This is a genomic window from Actinomadura sp. BRA 177, assembly GCF_013372625.1.
Taxonomy (GTDB): Bacteria; Actinomycetota; Actinomycetes; order Streptosporangiales; family Streptosporangiaceae; genus Spirillospora.
In genome coordinates this window covers 1-11,345 of sequence record NZ_JABXFD010000680.1, presented here as the reverse complement: position 1 = coordinate 11,345, position 11,345 = coordinate 1, and the positions used below count along the sequence as shown (strand labels likewise).

Sequence of the window (11,345 nt, the reverse complement as noted above, 5' to 3'; positions counted from 1 at the left end):
GATGTGTATAGGAGACAGCCGTGAACACCGGGACCGCGCAGCCGGCGTCGCGGGCGACGTGCTCGCGGCGGTGTGCGGCGCCGGCTGCGCGGTCCCGGTGTTCACGGTGCGCGGCTACCGGCTGCCCGGCTGGGTGGGCGCGGCCGACCTGGTCATCGCCGTGTCGTCCTCGGGCGGCACGGAGGAGACCCTGGAGGTCGCCGTGGAGGCGGCCCGGCGCGGGTGCCGGCTCATGTTCGTGGGCGCGGACGGGTCGCCGCTCGCCGACCTGGCCGCCCGGAGCCGCGGCGTGTTCGTCCCTGTGCGGTCGAGCGGGCAGCCGCGTTCGATGCTGTGGGCCATGACGGTCCCGCTGATGATCGCCGCGCGCACGCTGCGGCTGGCGGACGTGCCCGACGCGACGCTGGAGTCCACGGCGACGCTGCTGGAGGACGTGGCGCACCGGTGCCGTCCGTCCAGCGAGCCGTTCGTCAACCCGGCCAAGCGCATCGCGCTCGATCTGGCCGGCGACGTGCCGCTGGTGTGGGGGGCGTCCCCCGTGACGGCGACGGCCGCGTACCGGCTGTGCGGCCAGCTCAACGAGAACGCCAAGTACCCGGCGGCCTTCGCCGAGGTGCCGGAGGCGAACCACGGCCCGCTGGCGGCGTTCGACGGCTTCTTCACGGGCGGCGGCTCCTCGTCCGACCCCGACGACTTCTTCCGCGACCGGACGGACGACCCCGAGCACGGCCTCCACCTCGTCGTCCTGCGGGACGTGGAGGAGCATCCGCGGGTGCGCGCGCGGTGCGAGGCGTCGGTCGCGGTGGCGCGCGACCGGAGCGTCGCGGTCACCGAAGTCCGCGCCGAGGGCGAACATCCGCTGGAGAGAATCGCGACACTGATCGCCTTGGCGGACTATGTCACGGTTTACTTGGCTATCGCGCTGGGCGTGGATCCGACGCCGGCGCCTGCCATGGAAGAGCTCAAAGCGAGGATTACTAGATGAGTGCTGAGGGTGGAACAAAGGCCATCGTCGCCGCGCTGGCCGCCAACCTCGGAATCGCGGTGTCCAAGTTCGTCGCGTTCGTGTTCACGGGTTCGTCGTCGATGCTGGCCGAGTCGATTCACTCGGTGGCCGACTCCGGGAACCAGGGGCTGCTGCTGATCGGCCGCAAGCGGTCGGAGCGCGACCGGACGCCGGAGCACCCGTTCGGCTACGGCCGCGAGCGCTACTTCTACGCGTTCGTCGTCGCGGTCGTCCTGTTCACCGTCGGTTCGGCGTTCTCGCTGTACGAGGGCTACCACAAGATCTCCCACCCGGAGGAGGTCAAGTCCCCGGCCTGGGCGTTCGTGGTGCTGATCATCGCGATCGGGCTGGAGACGTTCTCCTTCCGCACCGCGATCAAGGAGTCGAACCAGGTCCGCGGCGAGCAGTCCTGGTGGCGGTTCATCCGCCGCGCGAAGGCCCCCGAACTGCCGGTCGTGCTGCTGGAGGACCTCGCCGCCCTGGTCGGCCTGTTCCTCGCGCTGTTCGGCGTCTCGATGGCCGTGGCCACCGGCGACGGCGTCTGGGACGGCGTCGGCACCGTGGCGATCGGCGTGCTGCTCGGCATCGTCGCGACGATCCTGGCGATCGAGACCAAGAGCCTGCTGATCGGCGAGGGCGTCGACCGGGACACCGAGCGGACCATCGTCGAGGCGCTGGAGTCGGTGGACGAGGTTGCCCGCGTGATCCACATGCGGTCGGAGTACCTCGGCCCGGAGGCGCTGCTGATCGCCGCGAAGATCGCCGTGCACCACGACGACACGGCCGCCGAGGTGGCGCGGGGCATCGACGCGGCGGAGGCGAAGATCCGGGCGCGCTGCCCGGAGGCGAAGCTGATCTACCTGGAGCCGGCGCTGGACGAGGCGTCCCGCACGGGCGTCGCCAGCGACCCGGCGGTCGGCGGCGGTACGGAGGCGGCCCCGGAGGCCCCGGCGTCGTCCTGACGCCCGCATGGGACCCCTCGCCGGGCGGCGGAGCAGCGCCGGCCGTACCCCAGCCCAGGCGAGACCGGCGAATGCGTCCGCGGAGGCGGACCTGCCGTCCGGCGAGGTGCTTCCCATGCGTCCCCGCCCGGACCCCTGAAACCGGGCGGTTCTGGTGTGACCGCGGCGGCCCCGCCGAACCCCCTACGTCGGCGAAGGCCACCGTCGCGGTCACGGTTAAGACATTACGTGCGCGGGCCGCTCCGGTACGTCCCCCTCAAGGAGGGAACGCGGGTGGTACTCCAGGTGGACCCGCCTCCTCCCTATACATCCGCGCGGTGAGGCCACGGCACGCCGCAGCGGTCACTATTGAGGGGTGACCTCCGATGACAAGGCCCGGACCGGACCCGACCCCGCGGGGTTCGGCCCAGCCGTCGCGCACCACGCGTGGCGGCTGTCCGGCCGGATCGTGGCGGGCGTCGGCCAGCTGCTGCTGTGGATCCTCACCGGTATCGGCACCCTGCTGCGTCCGCTGGCGGTGCGGCTCGGCACGCGGCTGAACGGCGGCGCGGGACGGCGCCCGGGCGCCCCGGCGGGCGGGACGGCGCCGCTGCCCCGCTGGCTGAACACCTGGCGGGAGGTCGTCGGCTCCTGGTACTTCGCCCCGCTGACCGGTCTCGCGCTGACGATCGCCGCGCTCGCCGAGCTGGCGCCGCGCGAGGACACGCCGCTCAGCCTCGCCGGCGCGTTCGCGGTCGCCGCGACGCTGCCGCTCGTGTGGCGCCGCGAGAACCTGCGTCCCGTCGCGGCCGTCGTGCTCAGCGCGGTCGCGGCGAGCCTGCTCACCGGGCAGCTCCTGCTCGTCACCACCAGCTTCGCCGCCCTCTACACGCTGTACGCGCTGGGCCGGCAGCTGCCCCGCCAGTCCACCGGCGTCCTCGCGATCGGCAGCGTCGCCACGATCGCCGTCGTCTACCTCGCCGCCGGGACGCTCGACGAGATCCCGTGGCCGGCGCCGATCGTCGCCGTCCTCGCCGCCATCGGGCTCGGGGACGCGCGGCGCGTCGTGGAGTCCGCCGGGCGGACCGAGGCCGAGGCCGCCGAGCGCACCAACGAGACCCTCACCCGGCTCACCGCCGTCCAGCGGGAGCAGGCCGTCATGCGGGAGCGCGCCCGCATCGCCCGCGAGCTGCACGACGTCGTCGCGCACTCCGTCTCCATGATCGCGGTGCAGGCGGAGACCGCCCCGTACACGATGGAGGACCTGTCGCCGCAGGCCCGCGCCGGCTACACCGAGATCGCCAAGACGGCCCGCGAGGCGCTGGTGGAGATGCGCCGGCTGCTCAGCGTGCTGCGCGCCGACGCCAAGCCCGAGCCGGACGCCGCGAACTCCCCGCAGCCGCGCCTCGACCGGCTGCCCGACCTGATCGACCAGCACCGCGGCGCCGGCGGACGCGTCGACCTCGCCGTCCACGGCGACCCGCGCGACCTGTCCACGACCATCGAGCTGTCGGCGTACCGGATCGTCCAGGAGGCGCTGACGAACGCGCGGCGGCACGCGCCCGGCGCCGGCGTGCACGTCGACCTGGTGTTCCTGCCGGACCGGCTGGCGGTCCGCGTCCGCGACGACGGGGCGTCCGCGCCGACGCAGGTGCTGAACCGGGAGGCCCCCGGCTCCCGTACCGCGATACTGGATCCCGCGGGCCCGGCCCCCGTGGACGGACACGGGGACGGGCGCACGAGAGTGCAGGCGCCGGACGCCGGCGGCGGACACGGCCTCGTAGGGATGCGGGAACGTGCGACCATGCTGGGCGGACGGTTCTCCGCCGGGCCGGCCGCCGAGGGCGGGTTCCTGGTGGAGGCCGAGCTTCCGCTGACGAGGGAGGGGAACACCCACCGTGGACACGGTTCGCAGGCGCCGCCCGGCCACCCCTGACCCCGCGAGGCGGCGGCCGTGATCAACGTGCTGATCGTCGACGACCAGACGATCGTGCGGGCCGGGTTCGCCGCCCTGCTCGCCGCGCAGGACGACATCACCGTCATCGGCGAGGCCGGCGACGGCCGGGAGGCGGTCCGGATCGCCGAGCGGAGCCGTCCCGACGTCGTCGTCATGGACATCCGGATGCCCGGCATGGACGGCATCGAGGCCACCCGCCGCATCCTCGCCCGGCCGGGCGCCGAGAGCGTCCGGGTGCTGGTCCTCACGACGTTCGACGTGGACGAGTACGTCTACGACGCGCTCGCCGTCGGCGCCAGCGGCTTCCTGCTGAAGGACGCGACCGCCGACGAGCTGGTCTCCGCCGTCCGGGTGGTGGCGCGCGGCGACTCGCTGCTGGCCCCCCAGGTCACCGGGCGGCTCATCCGCGAGTTCACCAAGCAGCGCCGGAACCGTCCGCAGGCCCCGGCGGAACTGGCGACGCTGACCGCCCGCGAGACCGAGGTCCTCGTGCTGATCGCGGGCGGCCTGTCCAACGGGGAGATCGCCCAGCGCCTCGTCGTCAGCGAGCACACCGTGAAGACGCACGTGGCGCGCGTCTTCACCAAGCTCGGCCTGCGCGACCGCGCCCAGGCCGTGATGCTCGCCTACGAGTCCGGTGTGGTCGTCCCCGGCGAGAACGCCGCCAACTAGCGGCGGCGCAGCAGGCGCATCGCCTTCTCCTTCTCGAAGTCGAGGGCGCGGGCGGGCGGGGCGGACAGCCGTCCGATGCGCTCGCCCAGTTCCCGCACATGCGCCTGCACCTGGGGTTCGGCCAGGACGCGCAGCCCGAACGCCAGCTCGGCCGGGCCGATGTCGTAGCGCTTCTCCAGCGCGAGGGCGACCGCGACGGCCCGCAGCTCGGCCTCCCCGAACCGCCGGTGGCCCCCGCCGCGCAGTGACGCCTCCCGGGTGACGGGCAGCAGGCCGAGGGCCTCGCGGTAGCGGAGCATGCGGGGCGAGGTGCCGAGCCGCCGGGCGGCCTCCGTGATGCGCATGGGCCAATTCTGACAAATCAGTGTCAGAAAGTCGCGTCCGGGCGTGCCTTCCCGCGCCGCGCGCCCGTAGACTCGCGGCGTCGACGCGGTCCCGGGACCCGTCGAGCCCTCGCGTACCGGCCCGCACACGCGGACGGCGCCGCCATCACCAAGGGAGCAACGAAAGCATGGACTACAAGGTCGCCGACCTGTCGCTGGCCGACTTCGGGCGCCGGGAGATCCGGCTCGCCGAGCACGAGATGCCGGGCCTGATGGCGGTGCGCGAGGAGTACTCCGCCGCCAAGCCGCTGCGCGGCGCCAAGATCATGGGCTCGCTGCACATGACGATCCAGACGGCCGTGCTGATCGAGACGCTGGTCGAGCTCGGCGCCGACGTCCGCTGGGTCTCCTGCAACATCTTCTCCACCCAGGACCACGCCGCCGCCGCGATCGTCGTCGGCAAGGACGGCACCGTCGACGACCCGAAGGGCGTCCCGGTGTTCGCCTGGAAGGGCGAGACGCTCGAAGAGTACTGGTGGTGCACCGACCAGGCCCTCCAGTGGCCGGACGGTAGCGGCCCGAACATGATCCTGGACGACGGTGGCGACGCGACCCTCCTCGTCCACAAGGGCGCCGAGTACGAGAAGGCGGGCGCCGTGCCGGCCGCCACCGAGGACGACCCCGAGGAGTGGGGCATCATCCTCGACACCCTGCGCCGCACGATCGCCGAGAAGCCCGGCCGCTGGACCGAGGCCGCCGCCGCGATCAAGGGCGTCACCGAGGAGACCACCACCGGCGTCCACCGCCTCTACGAGATGGCGAAGGCCGGAACTCTGGCGTTCCCGGCGATCAACGTCAACGACTCGGTCACCAAGTCGAAGTTCGACAACAAGTACGGCTGCCGGCACTCCGTCATCGACGGCCTGAACCGCGCCACCGACGTGCTGATCGGCGGCAAGGTCGCCGTCGTGTGCGGCTACGGCGACGTCGGCAAGGGCTGCGCGGACGCGCTGAAGGGCCAGGGCGCCCGCGTCATCGTCACCGAGATCGACCCCATCTGCGCGCTGCAGGCCGCGATGGACGGCTTCCAGGTCACCACCCTGGACGACGTGGTCGACAAGGCCGACATCTTCGTGACGACCACCGGCAACTTCAACATCATCACGGCCGCGCACATGGCCCGGATGAAGCACCAGGCGATCGTCTCCAACATCGGCCACTTCGACAACGAGATCGACATGGCCGGCCTCGCCAAGACCGCCGGCATCGAGAAGATCGAGATCAAGCCGCAGGTCGCCGAGTGGCGCTTCGCCGACGGCCACTCGATCCTCGTCCTCGCCGAGGGCCGCCTGATGAACCTCGGCTGCGCCACCGGCCACCCGTCCTTCGTGATGTCCAACTCCTTCACGAACCAGGTCATCGCGCAGATCGAGCTGTTCACCAAGACCGACGAGTACCCGATCGACGTCTACGTCCTGCCCAAGCACCTGGACGAGAAGGTCGCCCGCCTCCACCTCGACGCCCTCGGCGTCAAGCTCACCGAACTCACCAAGGAGCAGGCCGCCTACATCGGCGTCCACGTGGAAGGCCCCTACAAGCCGGACCACTACAGGTACTGAGTCCGTAAGAGCGCATGGTTGCCGGGCGGGTATCGACCCGTCCGGCAGCCGCATCTGTGGGGAGTCCATGAGCGATATCGCGGATGGTTCGCTGGCTTATGAGGGGGTCAAGCGGATCGGGTGGGCCGAGCGGAGCATGCCCGTGCTGCGGCAGATCCGGGATCGGTTCGCGGAGGAGCGGCCGTTGGACGGGTTCAAGGTCGCGGCGTGCATGCATGTCACGACCGAGACCGCCGGGCTGATCCGCACGCTTCAGGCCGGGGGCGCGAGTGTCGCGCTGGCGGCGTCCAATCCGCTCTCCACGCAGGACGACACCGCGGCGGCGCTCGTGCACGAGTACGGGGCCGAGGTCTTCGCGCGGGCGGGGACCGACCGTGAGGGGTACTACGCCCACATCCACCAGGCGCTGGAGACCGGGCCTGACTTCGTGTTGGACGACGGGTGCGACCTCGTCAACACGCTGCACATCGACCGGACGGATCTGCTCGGCACGGTCAAGGCGGGATGCGAGCAGACGACGACCGGTGTGATCCGGCTGCACCAGATGGCGCTTGAGGGCGCGCTCAAGTTCCCCATGGTCGCGGTCAACGACACCGACACGAAGCACATGTTCGACAACCGCTACGGGACCGGCCAGTCGACGCTGGACGGAATCGTGCGTGCGACGAACACGCTGCTGGCCGGCAAGACCGTTGTTATTGCGGGGTTCGGTTACTGCGGGCGGGGTCTGGCCGAGCGTGCTCGGGGTCTGGGTGCGCGTGTGGTCGTTACTGAGATTGACCCCGTTAAGGCGCTCGATGCGGCGTTGCAGGGGTTCGCCGTCCAGCCCATGGCTCAGGCCGCCGTCGACGGCGATGTCTTCATCACCGTTACCGGGAACCGTGATGTCGTGAACGGCGACCATCTCGCGGTGATGAAGGACGGGGCCATCCTCGCGAACTCCGGCCATTTCGACGTTGAGATCGACGTGCGGGCGCTGAGCGAGATGGCCGTCGAGGTGCACCGCGGGATCAGGCCGCAGACGGACGAGTACGTGCTCGCCGATGGGCGGCGCCTCGTTCTGCTCGCTGAGGGGCGTCTGGTGAACCTGGCCGCCGCGGAGGGCCATCCGGCGGCCGTGATGGACATGTCGTTCGCCGACCAGGCCCTCACGTGCGCGTGGCTGGCGAAGTCGCACGAGACGTTGTCGCCGGCCGTCCACGAGGTGCCGAAGGAGATCGACACGGAGGTGGCGCGGCTCAAGCTGGCGTCCATGTCCATCTCCATCGACCTGCTGACCCCGGACCAGGAGGACTACCTGCACTCCTGGCGCATCGGCTCCTGATGCCCGCCGGGACGTACCTGCACGTCGCCGAGGGGCTCGCGGAGCGCTTCCAGTGCGCGCCCGGCCCCGGCGGATGGCGCTACACGTCCCGGCGGGACGACGGTGTCCGCGTCGACCTGGTCGTGGACGCGCGGTGGCGGCAGATCCGCGTCGAACTCGTCACGTCCGAGTGGTGGCTGCGCGGCGGTTTGACCGGGCCCGAGTTGGCCTGGGTGCGTGCTGCCGGGGAGACGGGCACCGAGCATGGCGAGCGCGCGATGGGATTTGTGTCTGATTCGCCGGGCTTCTTGGTTGCGATCGCTCATTCGCTGGGGCTGGACGAGGGTGCGCAGACGGATGTTCGGCTGGTCCAGGTGAGCGGGACGTCGCTTTCGGCGCTGACGATCGTGCGGCGCTGGCGTCTTGCCGGGACGTCCACCTACCAGACCGATACGACGCCCCTGGCCGTCCAGGAGTACGAGGTCGCCGACCTGGCCACGGGCGAAGTGGAGACGATCCACGTGGCCGGCGATGTCCTGCTGGCCGCCCCCGGGATCGAACTGACCGACCTGGAGTCCCCGCCCAATCTCCGCGCGTAACGCGGGCGGGTTCGATATTTTTGTCCCCTTCATGATCAAGGAGGCGGACATGCAGGGCCACGGACAGGCACCGGACGGGCCGGAGCGGCAGGGGCCACCCGGCCCACCCGCTCCGCCGCCCGGAATCCAGCCTCCGCCGCCGGGAAGCCAGGTTCCGCTGTCGAGCGGGCCGGTGCCTCCCTACGGGCCGCCGGGGTTCGGGGCGCCTCCTCCTCCTCCGGCCGGCAAGAAGCCTTCGCCGCTGGTGTGGGTGGTCATCGGTCTCGCGGCCATCTTCTTCGTGGGCGCCACCGGGTTCATGCTCATCCAGGGCGGCGGGCCGAGCGGTCCGGTGAAGGCCGAGCAGTGCGTCGACAAGGGCTTCGGGCTGGACGACGGCAGCCGCATCCCCGCGAGCATCCGGGTGAGCTGCGACGACGCCGAGGCCAAGGCGAAGGTCGTCAAGATCACCGACGAGCGTGAGGCGTCCGGTTTCAGCATGACGTCCCGCTCCGAGCCGGACTGCCCCGCCGGGACGCACGGCGTCACCAACGTCCGCGGCAAGGAGACCGACAAGCACTACTACGAGGCGTGCGTGCGCAACATCAAGGGCCCGCACCCCGGCGACCCCGGCGCGGGCGGCGCGTTCCTGGCCGCCGGCGACTGCGTGAGCAGCGGCTCGATCGGGTTCGGCAAGGAGCAGCCGTGCGCCAAGTCCGGCTGGTACGGCAAGGTCGTCGCGCGCGTCGCCACGGAGCAGTCCTGCCCGGCGCAGACGCTGGAGGTCATGAAGATGCGGTCGTTCGGCGGCGGTGAACTCGCCAAGCCGGTCGTGTGCCTCGGCCCCGGCGGCGGCGTGCTGGCCACCGGCGACTGCATCGAGGACCCCTCGTTCAACGTCGGCGACCTCGACAAGGCCGACTGCGGCTCCACCCAGGCCATCGCCAAGGTGGTCGGCCGCGTCAAGACGCAGCAGGAGTGCCCGTCCGAGGCCACGAACTACCTGACCAGCAAGGGCGCGTACCTTCCGGTGCTCTGCCTGAAGAAGCTCCGCCCGACCCTCAACGAGCGGCTCCGCTCCCTCCCGGGCTAGGACTTCACCGTGACGGTGTGGGACGGCGTATCGGGGTCGGCCCACACCGAGAGGACGTGGCGGGTGGCGTCCCAGTGCGTCCGCCATGTCCCGTCGGGGTCGGTCGACGTGACCTTCGGGGTGGCCGGGAACCAGATCTCCGTGGGACCGGCCACCCCCGGCTTGTTGCGCCAGGTGACGGTCAGGGCACCGTCGCCGTAGGAAGTCTTGGTCAAGGTGCCCGCGACGGCACGCGGGTACGGGCGGGCCAGTACCTTGGCGAAAAGGGTCGGTTTCCCGTCCCCGTCGATGACGCCGGACGAGCCCCGATCGTTCGACCAGTACGCCCAGCCGATGCCCAGTTCGTCCGCCATGGAGAGCCAGTCGCCGGTGAAGTCGGCCGCGCCCGGTGCGCCCGGTCCCATGCCGCCGACTTCGCCGAGCCACATCGGGGTGTTGAGGCGCCGTGCGGCGGCGGGCATGTTCCGCTTCCAGAACGCGAACTGCGCCTGGACGAGCATTTTCGTCACGCCGTCGTAGGAGCCGCCCAGGTCGACCCCACCGGGATAGAAGTGCGGAGCGAAAACGATGCGCGGCCCACCCGGACGTGGGTCACGCACCACGCCGAGCGATGTTTCCGCACCTTCGTTCGGCCCGAGAGCTTGCGGCTCGACGAACACCCAGTTGTCGCGGTCCACCTCACGGATCGCGTTGACGATGCCCTGGTAGAACGGCGTCAGGATGGGTCCTTCGAAGAAGCCGAACTGTCGCGTCCCGCCGAACGGCTCGTTCATGAGGTCGTAGCCCAGCACGGCGGGGTCGTCCGCGAAGCGCTTCGCGACGTGCTTCCACATCGCGGTGTAGTGCTGCATCAGCTCCGGATGCTCGCCGGTGTTGTTCCAGAAGTTGTCGTAGGCGCGCAGCACGGCCGGCTGCACATAGGTGAGCACCCAAGGGTCCTGCGGTGTGCAGGGCAACCCGTCAGTGAAGGTCGCCCAGCCAGGGGCACCGTTCCCTGAGCCCTCGCAGGCGGCGGGGCCATAGATGTCCTGATGCATGTCGAGGATGACGTGCATCCCCTGCTCGCGGTACCAGGCCACGCGCTCCGCGACGTCGTCCAGATACGCGTCGTCGTACTGGCCGGGCTCGGGTTCGACGTTCTTCCACTGGATCAGGTAGCGCACGGAGTTCGTGCCAAGCTCCCGCGCCTCGCGGACGATGTCGTCCCGGCTCACCCAGGGCAGGCCACTCGGCCCCTTGGCGCTGCCAGCCGTATTGAGCCCGTGCAGGATGAGTGCCCGGCCCTGCTCATCGGTGATGGCGGGAAGCGGCACAGGACCGGCGTGCGCGGGGGACGCCGCAAGCAAGGGCGCCAGGACGAGCGCCGCCGCCGTGATCCGGCCGAGGGCAGTACGAACGCGCATCCCGCCTCCAAAACCCGAAACTTATTCGGATATTAGGAGCCGCAGGAGACCCAGAAAAGCCACAGAAGTACACAACGAACGCGCGAAACCACGTCCGTCGTTGCCAAACGTCCGATCAGCGGCCGTGCGGCATGTACAGGTTGCGCGGCGGCTCGTCCGGCCCCGGATACGGGTTCGGCGCGGGAGGCGCGTTCAGAACCTGCTGGTACGGGCCCGCGCCGTAGTTCGAAGGTGGCAGGAACTGCGGGTGGCCCGGGGCGGGAGCGCTGAACGACGGGGGTGCCTGCGGGGCCGGGCGGTCGGGGCCGGACAGGGTGAGGCCGGCGGCCGCCAGCCGGACCGCCCGCCCCCGGCGGACGACCCCGTGACCCAGTTCCCGCAGCAACGCACCCACGTCGTCAGAGGGACCGCCGCGCCGGTCGAAGCCGTCCAGCCAGAACCGCCACTCCG

The 11,345-nt window shown here is 71.1% G+C and carries 10 protein-coding genes and 1 pseudogene; 8 read left to right on the top strand and 3 right to left on the bottom strand.

Translation table 11 applies throughout. The features are described 5' to 3' along the window. The 4 genes from HUX53_RS37840 to HUX53_RS37825 all read left to right on the top strand — a co-directional run. Window positions 1-985 (top strand): SIS domain-containing protein (locus HUX53_RS37840; protein WP_176408084.1); only part of this gene is annotated, 985 nt, incomplete at its 5' end. Beyond that, window positions 982-1,968, top strand: coding sequence for a cation diffusion facilitator family transporter (locus HUX53_RS37835; protein ID WP_176408083.1), 987 nt, complete (start codon window positions 982-984; stop codon window positions 1,966-1,968). The genes HUX53_RS37840 and HUX53_RS37835, both read left to right, overlap by 4 nt. Window positions 1,969-2,323: 355 nt before the next feature. After that, the gene (locus HUX53_RS42845; protein ID WP_176408082.1) at window positions 2,324-3,883 is read left to right on the top strand and encodes a sensor histidine kinase; all 1,560 of its coding nucleotides are present in this window, start codon (window positions 2,324-2,326) and stop codon (window positions 3,881-3,883) included. Between the two features lie 18 nt (window positions 3,884-3,901). After that, complete coding sequence (locus HUX53_RS37825; protein ID WP_176408081.1) at window positions 3,902-4,576, top strand: response regulator transcription factor; 675 nt, start codon at window positions 3,902-3,904, stop codon at window positions 4,574-4,576. On the opposite strand, the gene HUX53_RS37820 is transcribed toward HUX53_RS37825, so the two are convergent. Continuing rightward, window positions 4,573-4,920, bottom strand: a complete 348-nt coding sequence (locus HUX53_RS37820; RefSeq protein WP_176408080.1) for a MerR family transcriptional regulator — start codon at window positions 4,918-4,920, stop codon at window positions 4,573-4,575. The genes HUX53_RS37825 and HUX53_RS37820 overlap by 4 nt on opposite strands. A 167-nt stretch (window positions 4,921-5,087) precedes the next feature. On the opposite strand from HUX53_RS37820, the gene ahcY (HUX53_RS37815) reads away from it, so the two are divergent. From ahcY (HUX53_RS37815) to HUX53_RS37800, 4 genes are all read left to right on the top strand, one after another. After that, the gene (gene ahcY / locus HUX53_RS37815) at window positions 5,088-6,518 is read left to right on the top strand and encodes an adenosylhomocysteinase (protein ID WP_176408079.1); all 1,431 of its coding nucleotides are present in this window, start codon (window positions 5,088-5,090) and stop codon (window positions 6,516-6,518) included. Between the two features lie 67 nt (window positions 6,519-6,585). Further along, window positions 6,586-7,842: an adenosylhomocysteinase gene (gene ahcY / locus HUX53_RS37810; RefSeq protein ID WP_176408078.1), complete on the top strand. Its 1,257-nt coding sequence runs from the start codon at window positions 6,586-6,588 to the stop codon at window positions 7,840-7,842. After that, complete coding sequence (locus HUX53_RS37805; RefSeq protein ID WP_176408077.1) at window positions 7,842-8,420, top strand: hypothetical protein; 579 nt, start codon at window positions 7,842-7,844, stop codon at window positions 8,418-8,420. Before ahcY (HUX53_RS37810) ends, HUX53_RS37805 begins: the two co-directional genes overlap by 1 nt. 31 nt (window positions 8,421-8,451) lie before the next feature. Further along, window positions 8,452-9,492: a hypothetical protein gene (locus HUX53_RS37800; protein WP_176408076.1), complete on the top strand. Its 1,041-nt coding sequence runs from the start codon at window positions 8,452-8,454 to the stop codon at window positions 9,490-9,492. Here HUX53_RS37800 and HUX53_RS37795 read toward each other — a convergent pair. Next, window positions 9,489-10,895, bottom strand: a complete 1,407-nt coding sequence (locus HUX53_RS37795) for a cellulase family glycosylhydrolase (RefSeq protein WP_176408075.1) — start codon at window positions 10,893-10,895, stop codon at window positions 9,489-9,491. The two genes, HUX53_RS37800 and HUX53_RS37795, sit on opposite strands and share 4 nt — an antisense overlap. Before the next feature lie 115 nt (window positions 10,896-11,010). Then, window positions 11,011-11,345 (bottom strand): annotated as a pseudogene (locus HUX53_RS37790) (hypothetical protein); the annotation flags it as partial.

Excerpts from the sequence above, each read along its gene's own strand:
- HUX53_RS37800 (WP_176408076.1), top strand. The coding sequence starts at position 8,452 with ATGATCAAGGAGGCGGACATGCAGGGCCACGGACAGGCACCGGACGGG.
- HUX53_RS37835 (WP_176408083.1), top strand. The coding sequence starts at position 982 with ATGAGTGCTGAGGGTGGAACAAAGGCCATCGTCGCCGCGCTGGCCGCC.
- HUX53_RS37795 (WP_176408075.1), bottom strand. The coding sequence starts at position 10,895 with ATGCGCGTTCGTACTGCCCTCGGCCGGATCACGGCGGCGGCGCTCGTC.
- HUX53_RS37820 (WP_176408080.1), bottom strand. The coding sequence starts at position 4,920 with ATGCGCATCACGGAGGCCGCCCGGCGGCTCGGCACCTCGCCCCGCATG.
- ahcY (WP_176408079.1), top strand. The coding sequence starts at position 5,088 with ATGGACTACAAGGTCGCCGACCTGTCGCTGGCCGACTTCGGGCGCCGG.
- ahcY (WP_176408078.1), top strand. The coding sequence starts at position 6,586 with ATGAGCGATATCGCGGATGGTTCGCTGGCTTATGAGGGGGTCAAGCGG.
- HUX53_RS37805 (WP_176408077.1), top strand. The coding sequence starts at position 7,842 with ATGCCCGCCGGGACGTACCTGCACGTCGCCGAGGGGCTCGCGGAGCGC.